The organism is Terriglobia bacterium, assembly GCA_036496425.1.
In the GTDB taxonomy this organism is placed as follows: Bacteria; Acidobacteriota; Terriglobia; order 20CM-2-55-15; family 20CM-2-55-15; genus 20CM-2-55-15.
Genome location: DASXLG010000013.1, coordinates 19,186 through 33,976, shown reverse-complemented (window position 1 = coordinate 33,976; position 14,791 = coordinate 19,186). Strand labels below are relative to the sequence as shown.

Annotated in this window: 14 protein-coding genes; 10 read left to right on the top strand and 4 right to left on the bottom strand. The window is 56.0% G+C overall.

Features of this window, described 5'->3' with window-relative positions; genetic code table 11:
- The 8 genes from VGK48_00785 to ruvB all read left to right on the top strand — a co-directional run.
- Positions 1–1,532, top strand: a 1,532-nt coding sequence (locus VGK48_00785; GenBank protein ID HEY2379689.1) for an amino acid permease, incomplete at its 5' end; no start/stop codon positions are given.
- Positions 1,533–1,542: 10 nt separating this feature from the next.
- Complete coding sequence (locus VGK48_00780) at positions 1,543–2,316, top strand: class II aldolase/adducin family protein (protein HEY2379688.1); 774 nt, start codon at positions 1,543–1,545, stop codon at positions 2,314–2,316.
- 47 nt (positions 2,317–2,363) lie between these two features.
- Positions 2,364–2,675: an ethanolamine utilization microcompartment protein EutM gene (eutM, locus tag VGK48_00775; GenBank protein ID HEY2379687.1), complete on the top strand. Its 312-nt coding sequence runs from the start codon at positions 2,364–2,366 to the stop codon at positions 2,673–2,675.
- A 9-nt stretch (positions 2,676–2,684) separates the two neighbouring features.
- Positions 2,685–2,951, top strand: coding sequence for a EutN/CcmL family microcompartment protein (locus tag VGK48_00770; protein HEY2379686.1), 267 nt, complete (start codon positions 2,685–2,687; stop codon positions 2,949–2,951).
- 2 nt (positions 2,952–2,953) lie between these two features.
- Positions 2,954–3,220, top strand: coding sequence for a EutN/CcmL family microcompartment protein (locus tag VGK48_00765; GenBank protein HEY2379685.1), 267 nt, complete (start codon positions 2,954–2,956; stop codon positions 3,218–3,220).
- Positions 3,217–3,486: a EutN/CcmL family microcompartment protein gene (locus VGK48_00760; protein ID HEY2379684.1), complete on the top strand. Its 270-nt coding sequence runs from the start codon at positions 3,217–3,219 to the stop codon at positions 3,484–3,486. Before VGK48_00765 ends, VGK48_00760 begins: the two co-directional genes overlap by 4 nt.
- Positions 3,483–4,061 (top strand): Holliday junction branch migration protein RuvA, encoded by a 579-nt coding sequence (ruvA, locus tag VGK48_00755; GenBank protein ID HEY2379683.1) that lies wholly within the window; start codon positions 3,483–3,485, stop codon positions 4,059–4,061. Before VGK48_00760 ends, ruvA begins: the two co-directional genes overlap by 4 nt.
- Before the next feature lie 88 nt (positions 4,062–4,149).
- On the top strand, positions 4,150–5,166 hold the full coding sequence (ruvB, locus tag VGK48_00750; GenBank protein HEY2379682.1) for a Holliday junction branch migration DNA helicase RuvB: 1,017 nt from the start codon (positions 4,150–4,152) through the stop codon (positions 5,164–5,166).
- Here the strand turns inward: ruvB and VGK48_00745 are convergent.
- Positions 5,163–7,454 (bottom strand): tetratricopeptide repeat protein, encoded by a 2,292-nt coding sequence (locus VGK48_00745; protein HEY2379681.1) that lies wholly within the window; start codon positions 7,452–7,454, stop codon positions 5,163–5,165. The two genes, ruvB and VGK48_00745, sit on opposite strands and share 4 nt — an antisense overlap.
- Positions 7,455–7,739: 285 nt before the next feature.
- On the opposite strand from VGK48_00745, the gene VGK48_00740 reads away from it, so the two are divergent.
- Together VGK48_00740 and VGK48_00735 are read left to right on the top strand one after the other, a co-directional pair.
- Positions 7,740–9,407 (top strand): TolC family protein, encoded by a 1,668-nt coding sequence (locus VGK48_00740; GenBank protein HEY2379680.1) that lies wholly within the window; start codon positions 7,740–7,742, stop codon positions 9,405–9,407.
- A 13-nt stretch (positions 9,408–9,420) separates the two neighbouring features.
- Positions 9,421–10,197 carry a hypothetical protein gene (locus VGK48_00735; protein HEY2379679.1) on the top strand — a complete coding sequence of 259 codons (777 nt, stop codon included), beginning with the start codon at positions 9,421–9,423 and terminating at the stop codon, positions 10,195–10,197.
- On the opposite strand, the gene VGK48_00730 is transcribed toward VGK48_00735, so the two are convergent.
- The 3 genes from VGK48_00730 to VGK48_00720 are packed head-to-tail and all read right to left on the bottom strand — an operon-like array spanning position 10,120 to position 14,791.
- The gene (locus VGK48_00730) at positions 10,120–11,016 is read right to left on the bottom strand and encodes an alpha/beta hydrolase (protein HEY2379678.1); all 897 of its coding nucleotides are present in this window, start codon (positions 11,014–11,016) and stop codon (positions 10,120–10,122) included. The genes VGK48_00735 and VGK48_00730 overlap by 78 nt on opposite strands.
- A complete protein-coding gene (locus VGK48_00725; protein ID HEY2379677.1) occupies positions 11,013–12,518 on the bottom strand; it encodes a SagB family peptide dehydrogenase in 1,506 nt (501 codons plus the stop codon). The genes VGK48_00730 and VGK48_00725 overlap by 4 nt, the downstream gene beginning before the upstream one ends.
- An 11-nt stretch (positions 12,519–12,529) precedes the next feature.
- On the bottom strand, positions 12,530–14,791 hold the full coding sequence (locus VGK48_00720) for a TOMM precursor leader peptide-binding protein (GenBank protein ID HEY2379676.1): 2,262 nt from the start codon (positions 14,789–14,791) through the stop codon (positions 12,530–12,532).

Genomic DNA, 14,791 nt, shown 5'->3' with positions numbered 1-14,791 from the left:
CAATACCTGGAGTACGGCCGTATGTACGATGCAGGCATGGCCAGGTAATGATCAAAGACCTCTTCCGGCGTAAGAGCATGGATCAGCTCGCCGCAGATCTGGAGGAGCCTGAGAGCCGGCTGAAGAAAGTGCTTGGTCCTGTCGATGTAACGGCGCTCGGCGTCGGAGCCATCATCGGCGCCGGGATCTTCGCAACCATCGGCACGGCCGCTGCGGGCGATCCGACACGGCCCGGCGCGGGCCCGGCACTTATTCTCTCGTTCGTGTTCACCGGGATCGCGTGCGGATTCGCAGCCCTCTGTTACGCGGAATTTTCCGCCATGATCCCGATTTCCGGAAGCGCTTATACCTATGCTTACGCGACGCTGGGAGAGCTGATCGCGTGGATCATCGGTTGGGACCTGATCATCGAATATGCGGTCGGGAATGTCGCGGTCGCGATCAGCTGGGCGAACTATTTCAAGACGCTGGTTTCGGGATTCGGCATCACCATTCCGGACTGGATCTCGACCGATTACCGCACAGCGGCGCGTATTCCCGGGCTGCTCCAGAGCGCGCCTCACGTTTTCGGCGTTCCGATTGTTTTCAACATTCTGGCGTTCGGCATTGTGGCGGCGATAACCGTCGTCCTCGTGATCGGAATCCGCGAAAGCGCGACGATGACCACGATGATGGTCGTGCTCAAGCTCATCGTCCTCGGCTTCTTTATCGCAGTCGGTTGGGGATACATGCATGGCGCCAACTTTCATCCCTTCATGCCCAACGGGTGGGCGGGCGTACAGGCTGGCGCGGCCATCGTGTTTTTCGCGTACATCGGCTTCGATGCGGTGTCCACGGTTGCGGAAGAGACTCGAAATCCAAGCCGGGATTTGCCGATCGGTATCGTGGGATCCCTGATCATCTCGACGGTAATCTACATTCTGGTGGCGGCGGTGTTCACGGGAATCATTCCGTTTCCCGTGCTGAAACAAAAACTCGCAACCGAACAGGCCGAGCCGCTCACCATGGCGCTGCAGTATGCCAACATCGGCCGTTATGCCAATCTGTTTGTGGGCATCGTGGCATTCGGATCCGTTGTTGCGCATACGGCAGTATTGCTGGTGTTTCAGCTCGGACAGCCTCGCATCTTCTTTTCGATGGCGCGTGACGGTTTGTTGCCGCACTCGTTTGCCAAAGTCCATCCGAGGTTCCGGACGCCGCATGTCACGACAATCCTCACGGGAGTGGCGGTCGGAGTCTGCGCGATGTTCACCAGCATCGACGAGATGGTGGATCTGACCAACATCGGCACTTTGTTCGCGTTCATTCTGGTGTGTATCGGCATCGTTATTCTGCGGCACCGCGAGCCGGACCGCCGGCGGACGTTCAGGGTCCCCTGGTCGCCGGTGCTGCCGCTGCTCGGCGTCGCATCGTGCATCTACCTGATGCTGGGATTACCGTGGATCACATGGGTTCGTTTTGCTTTGTGGCTCGTCGTGGGAATGGTTATTTACTTCTTTTACGGTTTCCGAAGAAGCAGGCTGCGCGCCTGAATGGTGTAAAATGCCGTCCGTGTCTGAAGAGAAATTTCGCGCTGAGATTACGCGCTTTTGCCACCTCATCTATGAGAAAGGATACGTCGCCTCCACCGACGGCAATATCAGCGCGCGGCTTCCCGACGGCCACATCATGTGTACGCCGACGATCTGCAACAAGGGATTCGTCAAGCCGGAGGATATGGTCGTCATTGACCTCAAGGGCCAGCGCATCAAAGGCGACCGCAAGGCATCCAGTGAGATTGCAATGCACCTTCTTGTCTATGAGATGCGGCCCGACGCACAGGCTGTCGTCCATGCGCATCCGCCATGCGCGACGGCATATGCCGCCGCCGGCATACCTCTGAACAAAGCATTGATCTCGGAGGTCGTGCTGGCTTTGGGTTGCATTCCACTCGCGGAGTACGGAACGCCGGGTACGCCGGAACTCACCGATCAGCTCCGGCCTTTTATTGGAAGCTATGATGCTCTTTTGATGTCCAATCACGGTGTTGTGACGTATGGTGTCAATCTGGAAGACGCATTCAACCGGATGGACACCGTCGAGCATTTTGCGAAGATTTCCATTTACACCAAGATCCTCGGCCGCGAGCGGCTGCTTTCGAATGAGGATGTCGAGAAGTTATGGGTTCAGCGGCAGAAGTATTACGGGCTCGAGGGCTCGGATGCGAAACCGAAGGACCCGATGTGTCCGCTAACAGACGGAGTATCAGAGACGATCTCTCTCACTCGCGGTGAGTTGATCGATTTGATCGAGCGAGTCGTTACGAACCTGAGATGACTCGATCATGTAGTCGCGGGCTTTAGCCCGCGTTAATAAGGAGTTCTATGGCACGAGAGGGAGAAGGCAGCACGCTGGGTGAGGCCTTAGGAATGATTGAAACGCGTGGACTTGTCGCGATGATCGAGGCGGCCGACGCGATGGTGAAGGCTGCCAAGGTGAGCCTGGTCGGCTGGGAAAAGATCGGATCGGGCTACGTCACCGCCATGGTCCGGGGGGACGTCGCCGCCGTCAAGGCCGCGACCGATGCCGGCGCAGCCGCCGCCCGCCGCGTGGGCGAGTTGATCAGCGTTCATGTGATTCCGCGGCCGCATTCGAATCTTGAAGACGTTCTGCCGATCGGAAAGTCCTCGAGGTAAGGCGGGCTCGTGCTTCTCGCCCGCATCATCGGAACCGTCGTTGCAACCCGGAAGGACCCGCGGCTCGAAGGCAAAAAGCTTCTCATTTGCCGGCTCGTGGATCCCGATGGAAACGACGAAAAGGGCTACATCATCGCCGTCGATACGGTCCATGCCGGGTTTCGGGAGGACGTTTTGATTGTACAGGGCAGTTCCGCCCGCATGGCTGAAGGCTGCAAAGACACTCCGGTCGATGCAGCCATCGTTGGAATCGTAGACGAAGTTTCACAGGACTAGTCATGTATCTGGGCACAGTCATCGGCAGCGTCGTTTGCACCGTAAAGGATGCCGCGCTTGAAGGCCGGACGCTGCTGCTGGTACGGCGTCTGCCGAACGGTCCCTCCATCGTCGCGGTCGATGCGGTCGGCGCCGGAGCCGGTGAGACTGTTTATGTTTGCCGCGGCCGTGAAGCCGCATTCGCATTCAAACCGGTCGAGGTTCCGACGGAGGCGGCGGTCGTGGCAATTGTCGATCACGTGGAACGTCCTGAGGTGGTGAGAGCGTGATCATTGCCCGGGTCGTCGGAAATGTGACCGCCACTCAGAAAGATCGATCCCACGAGGGAAAGAAGATTCTCCTGATTCAACCCCTGGATCTTGAAGACCGTCCTGTAGGAGATGTTGTGGTCGCGTTCGACGCAGTCGATGCCGGCATCGGCGACCTCGTGCTCGCGGTTCAGGAGGGTTTTTCCGCGATGACTTCGGTCGGCCATGTCGAAGCCCCGATCGATGCCGCCGTCATCGGCGTCATCGATTTCGTGGAGCTCTCATGATCGCTCATCTGCGCGGGAAATTAGCGCAGAAGGATCCGGCCCGTGTGATTGTCGATGTCAACGGAGTCGGCTATGAAGTTTTCATTCCGCTTACCACATTCACCGCGCTGCCTGACGCCGGTTCCGAAGTCTCCATCGACGTTCATACGCACGTACGCGAGGATCTCATCGCCCTCTATGGCTTCTCGACGCGCCGCGAGCGGACGATCTTTGAAAAGTTGATGACGATCTCGGGAATCGGCCCGAAACTGGCCGTCACGATTCTTTCCGGAGGATCCGTCGAAGACCTGGTCACCGCCATCAAGCGCGGCGATCTTCCGAGACTCACGGCCATTCCTGGTGTCGGCAAGAAGACTGCAGAACGTATTGTCCTGGAATTGAAAGACAAACTGCAGGAGTTCGTGGAAGCTCCCGCCAAGTCATCCGTCGAAATGGACGTTTTGTCGGCGCTGGAGAATCTCGGGTACAACAGAGCCATGGCGGAAGCAGCGCTCTCTCGCGCCGCCAACGGCGACGACGCCCCGGTCTTCGACGTGTTGTTCAAGCGCTCATTACATATATTGACGAAATCATGACGAAGAAAATAATTCCCTTTTGTGCCTCGCGAAGCGCAAGCGCGGTAGCGCGCAGCCTAAAGTTTGTGGCTAATTTCCCTGTCGAAGTATGACGGACCGTATCATCACGGGCTCTCCAACCGAAGAAGAAGCAACATTCGAATTGTCGCTGCGGCCGCGCCTTCTCAAGGAGTACATCGGCCAGCAGGGCGTCAAAGACAACCTCGATGTCGCAATCCAGGCAGCCCGGAAGCGCGGTGAACCGCTCGACCATATTTTGTTATACGGACCGCCGGGCCTCGGCAAGACGACTCTTGCCTCGGTCATTTCTAACGAAATGGGCGCTCATTTCCGGGCGACGGCAGGTCCGCTGATCCAGCTCAAGGGTGACTTGACGGCAATCCTGACGAACCTCGAATCCGGAGATGTCCTGTTCATCGACGAGATCCACCGCCTGCAACCGAACATCGAAGAAATCCTCTATCCGGCGATGGAGGATTACAAACTCGACATCATTATCGGGCAGGGGCCCAGCGCCCGCACGCATCGTCTGGATCTGCGGCGCTTCACGCTCATCGGCGCGACGACGCGCGCCGGGCTCATCACCGCGCCCCTGCGGTCGCGGTTCGGGATGGTTCATCGTCTCGATTTCTATACCGTGAAGGAATTGGAATACATCATCCGGCGCTCCGCGGAAATCCTGAACGCCCCGATCACGCCGGAAGGCTGTCATGAGATCGCAAAACGATGCCGCGGAACACCGCGCGTAGCGAACCGGCTGCTGAAGCGAATGCGGGATTTTGCCCAGGTGAAGGCAGACGGCGAAATCACTGCGCCGATCGCTCGCGATGCCCTGAAGCTCCTCGATATCGACGAGCACGGTTTCGACGATATCGATCGCAAACTGCTGCGCGCCATTATTGAGCGCTTTGGCGGGGGGCCCGTGGGCGTGAACACGATTGCGGCCGTCTTAAGCGAAGAAGTCGATGCCGTCGAAGACATCTATGAACCGTATCTGCTCCAGATCGGATTCCTGCAACGCACGCCGCGCGGCCGCGTGGCCACGAAGCTCGCCTACGACCACCTCGGTATTGCTTATCGCCCGCCCCAGACTGGGTTGTTTTAGGAGATTGCCGTTACTCTCAGTATTTCCAGCGAGCGCAGAGACTGCAAAACGCCAGTCTCGCCGGAGCCTGGATTGCCTGAAGAGCTCGCGATTTCATCTACAGTTCTCACCCCGTCAACCAGCCTTACAATCTTGCTATCCTCCTCAGACAAGGTTACAGGGCCGACATACCTCTTGAAATGGATCGTCAGGCGACCATCTGCATCGCTGATGTGGCTGACCCCGGATCCGATTCGCACCACCGCATTCCGCTCCAGAGAACGGCATTCTTCCCCGGACAAGTCCTCACTTCTGTTTTCGAAATGCAAATGCGGGATTTTCAGACGCACGCACGTGTTCCTTAGCTGGTCGAACGTTATCGGCATTTCACAGCCCATCATTGTGTCGACAATCAGGGTTCGAACGTCAGCCTTTGCAACAGCGGGACACCATTCTTCGATAGCCCGAACCAGGATGTCATTCAAGCGATCGTAGTACTTCCCCTTGAATCTCCGCTTAAACACCTGTTTCGTGGCTAATACACTCCAACCGGGAAAGCCAAAAGCGTACTCAATTGTGCCTGCAGGAAGATTGTCTGAATGAATGAAGGTAATCTGCTTTGAGCCTTCGCCGGCCGTCGATTCCATATCATTGTCAAAGGCTTTTAGAGGTATCCGGGCGGCCTTGGCACTCTGATAAATAAAAGAAATCAATCCCTTGGACAGTTCTTCGGTCAGGTCCTCTCCAGGTTTCAGGTTTCGCCCGACGATAGGCCGGATCGCTCTGGCGGTCAGCGCCTCGGGAACCGCAGTAGCTGCCCAATGTAAGGCTGCCCTGAACCAATGCAGGAAAGACAGGTCAGGATTGTTTTTCTGATAAAGGCCGGCCCAGGACACGTTGCTATATACCAGATCGCTATCCGAGCGGATTCCTTCGCTTGCGTAAAAGGACTTCGAATAATACTTCTCCGAGAGTTCAAAGTCCCCGCTCCTCCGGAATAAACGGCCGAGATTAAGGCAATTGATATATTCAAGATGCCAGTCCTTTTTTGGGCTTTCCGAAAGCGTCTGTTCAATCTCTCTTTCCAGTTCGAAGGCTGCGTCGGCTTGTCCAAGCCGCAACTTGTTCAGAGCCGCAATATTCAGAAGATACAAATAGAAGCGATCCTGAAATGGCTTAAGGAGATTCCGGGCCTGCTCGAAGTAAGGTTCGGCTTGTTCCGGCTGATCGATCATTACCAGTCCCCAGGCCTTCGACAGGAAAAGGGCTCCCAGGATTGGAGGCGGCGCCGCACGTGGAGGATCGGGCATTTCCGAGGCGTCTTTAAATCTCTTGAGAGCCACACGCATACCCTGGGCCTCAAGGAGCGCTGCGGTTTTGTGAAATGGATGAAACGAGTGTTGAAGGACCGGTTGAATCAACCTGAAGGCGACGTTATAAGCTCCCTCTGCAAATCGCTGGCTGGACTGCTGACGCAGGAAGTACACATTCAGAAACTGAAGATTTCCATACAACTGGCAATAAGACTTGAGCCAGCCGATCGCCTCTGCTTTCTGCCCAAGTTCATCATAGGCAGCCTTGCTGACCTCGTTGGGATTCCGTCTGTATTCCGGGGCCACTAAAACACCGCCGTTTGCCACTGAGAGATGCCTGGATTTATCCAGCGGCGCTGTACCGGCAAGCATCTCAGCTAACGCCGGCTCGACAATGCCGGGCACAAGTGTCAGCAACTCTGGAGAGAGTTCGGGATGCTCGTTAGCGGTTGGTGCTGGACTGTTCAGCCAATTTATCTTCCATTTTTCTGGAACGGCAGGAGGTTTTTCGTCCATAAAGGCCAGAATGCAGCGGCTGGCAGTATCCCGCAGTCCCATTACGAGAAATTCAAGAAAGAGCTCGTTTTCTGCTTCCCAGTCGAAATCGAAGCGGGGCGCGATAATGACGAGAGTTTGAGGGCGCTTCTGGCCAATCGCCTCGATTACCTGCTCTGCAAGTTCTAAACTGGTCATTAGAACGCGGTCACCACTGGTTTCAGAATCGATTTCGTTACCGACTCTGTCCGCGTATTCCGGCACCTGGTCCCAGTACGCGCTGCCCTCCCTGGTGGGCCGGATATGTTCTGGAGGCAATATTCCCAATTGCAGGAAGAATTGTTGGGCGGCCATGTGTACGAACCAGGCGCCCAAACTTAAATCTGCAAAAAGGCATTCGGCGCGAGGATCGTCGACAGATAGTCTGGTAATCAGATCCTTCAGGCCCGAGATATAAAGCCCATCGAATTCGACTGAACCGGCAGTTCGGCAAATTGTCATTTGTTTTTCATTTCTAACGGGTTAGGGTGAGGGGACCTGATAAAAATATGTTGTAAATTCGAAGAGATTCCGCCATAAACTCCTTTCGCAGCTTAATTTCGGATCGCAGGATTCTGCAAGGCAAATGAAGGCCAGCTTGTTAACTTTGGGACCGTTCAGTATCCTTCCCTGCTCCTGGGACGGCCCGATGTCCCGTCTTTGCAGAGTAATAGCCCCGGCATAACCGCGAATCGAACTATCCTGACGCCCTAAAGTTATGAACACAAACTTAACGACGGAGGGTTTGTGGCTCTGGTAAAAGAGAACATTCGGAAACGTGCTCGAACAGTCGCTCTGTTATTTATTGCGGTCATCTTCATTGGTTGCTCCCGCCGGGATCCCCTTATCCTTCCCGCAGTACGCCAGGAGTTGCAAACGGCTTTGCCCTTTGATGCCAACGCGCTGGTTACAAAGCCTCCGGCGGATCTACAGCAGGTCCCTATAGAAACACCCAACGATGTGGTGGACAACGCGAGGAAGGTCGTCGCGCCGAGCCCGGAAACACCAACTGTCGAGTTGACGCTGGCGGACGTACGGAAGCAGGCGCTCGAGAACAACCTTGATTTGCAGGTTCAGCTTTATGACCCGGCGATCGCTCAAGCGGCGTATCAGGCGGAGAGCTGGAAATTCGAGGCCGTCCTCAATGCCTCGGCCAGCCAACAGAAAACTTTCGACAGCTTCGGGAATCCTGAGAAGATCGCCTCGCTCACTCCGACAGTCGTTGTCCCAACCCAAGCCGGAGGAACGGCGACCTTGTCGTTGCCCTTTACAAGAATCGACGATCAGGGGTCGATTTTCGGCGTTCCTGTCGGCGTTACGGATGAACCAACCATTCAACTCGGGCTGACCCAACCGCTATTGCGGGGAGCCGGGTTCGGAATCAATTACGCAAGCATCAACGTCGCGGGCCTCGTGATGCGCCAGACGGATGCGCGAACGAAATTGGCCGCTATACAGGTCATGGCAAATGCTGAACAGTCATACTGGCAGCACTACGCGGCCAACGAAAACCTGAAAATACAACTTCAGGAGTATGACTATGCCCTGGAGCAAGTGCGAACCGCGCGCAGGCTGGTTGAGGAAGGCGCGCGGACCAAGATTGAAATCACGCGTGCTGAAGGCGATGCGGCACGCCGTTTCGACGCAATTCTTATGGCCGAGAACACGCGCCGCCAGACGGAACTGGCCCTCAAACGCATCATCAATTCTCCCAATCTCCCGCTTCAGTCACAAACGTTGATCATTCCGAAAACGGAGCCGTCGCCCAAGGGATTCACGTTTGATCGCGCGGCCGTCACAGCGCTCGCCCTCAAGAACCGGATGGAGCTGTTTCAGAACGAAGTGCAGATGTCGATCGATCGTATTTCGCTGGATGTAAGCCGGAATCGCAGGCTGCCGGATGTCACGATGAACTTCAATTATTCTTTTGCCGGCAGCGCCACAACCTTTCAAAAGAGTCTCGACGAACTCTTCAGGAACCGGCTGGTCGATACGTACAACTACGGCCTATCGGCCTCGATTCCTCTTTGGGGAAATCAACAGGCAAAGTATCAGGTTGTTCAGAGCGCCTTGAACCTGGCAAAGACAGAGACAAACCAGCGCGCCTTGGAACTGAGTGTCAGGCAGGATGTGCTGAACGCAATCAACTCCGTCGAATTAAATTGGCAGCGCATTTTGTCCAATCGGGCAGCGGTCGACCGGTCAACCGAGACGTATCAAGATAACAGGATCGAGTTTCAACTCGGGAAAATTACGAGCACGGAGCTCTCACTGACACTCGATCAGCTCGCCCAGGCACAGGGTGCCCTCATTGTGTCCCAATCTGACTATCAGAATTCACTGGTCGATCTCGCGTTCGCCACGGGAACCGTCCTTGGGCAGGCTGGCGTGATCTGGTCACCACGCACGCAGTAGAGAGCTGAAGTCCATGAGTATCGAGCGAGATGATCCGCCGACGTTGATAGCCATCTCCGCGCTGGGTTACGTTCTTTCGAACGTTCTCCACGAAGATTTCGGACATGGCGTTACGGCCTGGCTGAGTGGTGCGCACGAGTTGACGCTCAGCACTGTCGCACTCCAAAGCGATATTGAAACGCACTGGGTCAAAGCGGATGGCCCGCTTATCAATCTCGTTTTCGGAGCACTGTTCTGGCTTGTTTTGCGGCGTGCACAGCGCTATTCGCCGGCAACGCGCTTTTTTCTGATTCTTGCGATGGCCGGTAATCTCTTCACCGGCACCGGATATTTCCTTTTCTCGGGCGCCTTCAATTTCGGCGATTGGGCCGATGTGATCCGGGACTTCCAACCGCATCTCATCTGGCAGCTTGGACTGCTCGTGCTCGGCGCGGTTACCTACTTTGGGGCGATGGTTCTGGTCGGCGCGGAACTGAAGGCCTTCAAGGGAGATGAGAGTGGACGACTGCGTAAGTTGTGCTGGACCGCTTACTTCAGCCAGGGTGTACTCGCCCTGGTCGCAGGATTGCCAAATCCGGCCGGCCTGTTTTACGTGATCGCGTCGGCCTTACCGTCAACCTTGGGCGCAAATGCGGGACTGCTCAGCTTACCCGCGATGATGCAATCGAAGGAAAAAGCACTCGAGCCGGTCGGGCCCATCGGACGCAACCGTTCATGGATTGTTACCGGCCTTGTTGCCTGCTTGCTGTTTATCCTCTTTTTGGGACGGGGAATCACCGTCTCGCGTTAAGGACGCAGACTGGTTCGCCTTGAGGTGAGCTTCAATCGCCGGGGCGGAGACTTCGGGATACTGAATCATTGCCAGATGGTCTGCGTCAGCGAGTTCGAGCACATCACATCGGGGAATGTTGCGTTTCAGGGTTGCGGCGACCGTGCGAAATGACGGTAATTCCCTGTCACCAATCATAACCAGAACGGATGCTTCGATTTTCTGCAGGGCTTCTTCCGTTTGCTTCGACTGCGTGTACCGCTGGATCGCCATCTGCTTTAAGTGTGACCAATCATGTTTATCGATCAGGGACCCCATATATTGCCGCATCTCCGGAACCCTTTCAGTTCCGGCCCAGATACGGCACTTCATCCAGATATCGCGCATCCACGGTCCGGGGCCAAATTGAAGGTAATATTGGACAAGCGTTCCATGAACGCGGGCTACTTCCAGTTCGCGGGGACCGCCGGCCAGGCTGGGGGCGCTGAGCACGATGCTCGAGAAGTGCGACGGGAACTCGATTGCAATCTGCGTCGCTGTCAGCGTTCCGAACGACAACGCCACGATATGCCGAACTCCGCGGGAAATGCACATCTGTCCAAGCCGCCGGCCCAGGGTAGGCAGGTCAATCATCCGCTCGATAGAATCCGATGCTCCATGGCCGGGGAGATCTATCGCAATGTGCTGCCAGCCCGGCAGCCGGTCCCACATATCGCCCCACATGCTGCCGTCTACGGTGTAGCCGTGCAGCCACAGAACGCCTTCTCCTGTGCCGGGCCGCACACGCCCGGATATACCCTCGGCGAGTTGGATGACCGGTAACTCGGAAGAGCTGCTCATTGCGCTATGCTCTGGCCGGACTTTATGCCCGGCCCCGTTCCGATCGATCCGAGAATAAATTCTCCAACGGAAGTTTCTTCCATGTAATTCAAGCCGGCTGCCTGGGCAAACACATCGGAATGACCGCCTCCCAGAGCACTTGTTGCAAGTCCCATCGCCGTTCCGACCAGGTACATCGTCTGGTACAGCGCTCCGACATTCTTGAGAATCACCGAATACGTCATCGATTGATATTTGTGCTGCATGCGCTGAAACCGTGCGCTGATAATCAACAAAACCTGGGGAAACGATTCCAGTTTAGCGGTATAAGCCGCCATGCGTATCAGCAACTCCACATAAGAATTCCTCTCGGCAACTCTGTACAGTTCATGACGGAGCGGGTTGTAGTGATATAGACCTGCGTCCAGACCCTGACAGCGCTCGACGAGCGGATAAATTTCCAGTTCGTGCAAAGCGCCTCCGCCGGGCGAAGGCCTGAAACTGACGCCTCCCTGTTCCACAACCTCTTTAACTCGCGCTGAGCGATAGAGGAACTCTCCCAGTTGCTCCAATGTCAGAGGGGAATCGCCGTGGTTTCGTATCGAAGACCTCCGCTCCAGAACCTCCGTAAACGGCACATCCTGCGTCTTCAGCCGTTCGAGATCCGGCCGGTACAGCGGGATCGCCTGATCCGATGATTCTTTCTTTACGATCGGCAGAGGAGCCAGCTTGTCTTTAAAGGGATATGTACCGCCGTATGGGCGATCGTGCCGGCCAAGCCGGCTTCGAGTATGGAAGAGCAGATCGTGGAACTCCCATGGCGCCAGCGCCGCGTCGTGAACCTCCGGATTCTGAAGTTCCGGCAGTTCGCCGGAAACTGTGGCCAGCGCCTTTGCATTGGCCAGAAAGTTCAAAAAGAGAGTGACTGCCTCCTCGCTGAACGCCGTTTGCGCCTCAGCAATTTCACCAACGGTTTTTGGCGCTGCGAGCGCAAACAGAACCTGCATGACCGCAGGTGAGTGACAGGCAATCTCGGCGTGTCCTAGAGGACATTCGAGGATGATTTGATCCCGCTCGTTTCGTAGATATGCAAACCTGGAGAGAACATGCCGTGAGCCGGGTTCAACCTTCAGGTCTTCGTAGCGATAGAGAAGGGAGAGCGGACGAATCGAAGCTGCCGGAATGTCATTCACGACCAGTTGACGCTGAATGTACCCGAATTGTTCCAGTTTGGTTAAAAATTTATTCAGTTTTCCCAGCCCCAGCAATCCATCCGTGCGGAGCGCCTGCGCCAGCAACTCCGGCTGGGCCACGGCTTCGGATTGGATTTGCTTCAGGATCGCATGCAATCCCGGAGTCATACCGGTCAGCGTCATTCGTGGCCGATGAATCTCGACCTCCGCCTCGACAGCAGTAATGTCCGATGTTTCCTCGGTCAGCCTGGCATCCTTCAATAATCTGATCCCGACGACACATGTCATATTCTCAACCGTCCTCACGCGCGGCATTGTATCGTTCCACATAGATTTCAGTATCAAATAAAAAACGGAATCCTGTTCATATCGGCTTCACCCAGGGGCTTTTGAAGCCAACCCATCCGGACCGGAACGTCATATAACCGCCCCGGTGCCAGGCGGAGCCAGAAGTGCCGCAGGCCCGGCACAACAACGCGTGCAACAGGCAATCCGATGCCGGGTCTCGTCTGATCAAGGACCAGTAGCTCCAAGCCGGCAGCTTTCGCGATTTCAACGCAGGTTAATACGTCTTCGCGCACGTCATCTTTCTCCATTTGCTTGTAATCCGCGAAGGTTTTGGGGCAGGTGGCTTCCGGAACCAGATAGGGTTGGTTTTCGTACGTCGCGGTCTCCAGCCACTCCATGATGTCCTTGGGGCAGTATCGCTTCAGCGCTGGACGGTCGCGGGTCACAAAATGCCAAAGAGGCGTGGACTGGTTTGCTTCGAGCAGGGCCTGCATCAGAGCCTTACGAGGATTAAAGTGGCACCCGATTCCGATAATGATGTCTTCGGTCGGTTGATCGCGCCGCCGCGAAACAGCTACAAAAGTCGGAATCCCGAGATCCGAGGTGATATCGATTACATGAAGGTCACGCTGCAGTTCAGTGTCGTAGTAGTCGCGGAGCGTGACCCAATACGGCAAGTCGAAGGATGACGCATCGACAGCAGACCGCTTTAATCGGTTGTACCACCAGATTGCCACGGCATCACGTTCTGCAAGTTCAAGAAAGCCGTGCACGATCGCTTCTTCGAGAGTGTTGCCCGCGGCGCAGCCATTGCTGTCACAGAAAGAGAAATTGCCGACAGCATCCCTATGGCCGTAAAAGCAAAAGGCCTTTGGAAGATATCGAAGGCGGTTGTGGCTCAGAGACCACAACGGCGTCCATGCGATTTCGGCCTTCTCGTCGAATGGTTCCGGCACATAGTGTTTCTCGTTCCCGGGTGTCGTATTCCATTGTGCGCGGCTCTCGTACTGATTTCGGCTGAAGAACAACACATCCTCGACGCGGATCGCTTCAGGCTGCAGAGAAGCAAAACTTCCCCGTACTTCGTATTCCTCCCCCCAGCTGATTCCGGAGTACCGTTCCAGCGCCTCGGCAACCGCGCCGGCTTTTGCCTGGATTTCATCAGAACCCTTACCGCCGCTACGGGCAATCAGATTCACCTGCAGGCTGGCGAGATCGTCGGAAATAATCGGAAAGTAGTGACCGGATGTGTAATTGTAAATCAGCCCGCAGGCCTCAAGATTTCTCGGAATGAAGGCGGTTACGATTCCGCTGATCGGGCTGATGTGATGTTGATACCTGTGGAAGATTTCTTCCGGCGACGCCGTCCGCTCAGTTCCGCCAGCGCCATTGCGTTTGATGCGGGATTTCAGCTCGACCGGACCAGGCTGCGCGATTTTCAAAGGCTGCCCGCAGGCTTTGCATTGCGGCCTCCGCACAACGGTATGTTCCTCGATCTTGTAAGTCTGGAAATCCAGCGCGAAAATCCTGCCTTCGAGCCTGGTCCTGAAATTCAAAGCGATCAAACGGGCGATTTCAATCGAAGCCAGACTCATCGCTGAACGGTCGAGCGAGGGGAATCGCGTCTTTGAGATATCGATCGCATCGGTTGAGCGGCCTCGAAGGTACAGTTCGACCTGCCGGTTGTGGCGCAAGCGGTGCTCCAGACAGTGCCAACAGGCGGCGGCGCCGGGCCGAAACAGCGGGCCGATCCAGGCGATCATACCTACCGGTTTTACGATCACCCATGGTTTGCCGGTGATCCGGGCCTGGGAGTCGAGGTCTGCCAATTCCTCGCGGAGATAGTCATCCGTAGCGACGATGAGCATCCCGCCATCCGGTTCAACACGTACTCCGGCCCGGCGGAGGGTTGTTTCGAATTCATCCCGGTTGATCGCGCCTAATGCGCGTACAGTGACAGGCTGATCGCGCAAGCATTCAGCAACGGCGGTGGCGTTCGTCTCATCGCTCACTCCGTCCCAGAACGCGGCCTGCTGCTCCGGCATGTCCGTCACATCGCTGTCCACCAGGCAACGGCTGGCGACAAGCCGTTGGACGGCGACCATGACATCTTGCAGCGAAAACCTGTCTGCGACACCCGACAGAATGTCACCCATAGAGTGGCCGCCGTGCAGAAACGGAAGCAATGCCGGATAGATTTCTCCCTCGAAAACAAAATGCCGGTGCTCGCTCAAGGCGAACATGAGACGCGGTTCGATGACTTCGATGACGAGAGACTTTCGCAGACGCGGCTGGTTGAGCCAGGCGTTTTCCAT

Excerpts from the sequence above, each read along its gene's own strand:
- VGK48_00780 (HEY2379688.1), top strand. The coding sequence starts at position 1,543 with ATGCCGTCCGTGTCTGAAGAGAAATTTCGCGCTGAGATTACGCGCTTT.
- eutM (HEY2379687.1), top strand. The coding sequence starts at position 2,364 with ATGGCACGAGAGGGAGAAGGCAGCACGCTGGGTGAGGCCTTAGGAATG.
- VGK48_00765 (HEY2379685.1), top strand. The coding sequence starts at position 2,954 with ATGTATCTGGGCACAGTCATCGGCAGCGTCGTTTGCACCGTAAAGGAT.
- ruvA (HEY2379683.1), top strand. The coding sequence starts at position 3,483 with ATGATCGCTCATCTGCGCGGGAAATTAGCGCAGAAGGATCCGGCCCGT.
- ruvB (HEY2379682.1), top strand. The coding sequence starts at position 4,150 with ATGACGGACCGTATCATCACGGGCTCTCCAACCGAAGAAGAAGCAACA.
- VGK48_00745 (HEY2379681.1), bottom strand. The coding sequence starts at position 7,454 with ATGACAATTTGCCGAACTGCCGGTTCAGTCGAATTCGATGGGCTTTAT.
- VGK48_00735 (HEY2379679.1), top strand. The coding sequence starts at position 9,421 with ATGAGTATCGAGCGAGATGATCCGCCGACGTTGATAGCCATCTCCGCG.
- VGK48_00730 (HEY2379678.1), bottom strand. The coding sequence starts at position 11,016 with ATGAGCAGCTCTTCCGAGTTACCGGTCATCCAACTCGCCGAGGGTATA.
- VGK48_00725 (HEY2379677.1), bottom strand. The coding sequence starts at position 12,518 with ATGTGGAACGATACAATGCCGCGCGTGAGGACGGTTGAGAATATGACA.
- VGK48_00720 (HEY2379676.1), bottom strand. The coding sequence starts at position 14,791 with ATGGAAAACGCCTGGCTCAACCAGCCGCGTCTGCGAAAGTCTCTCGTC.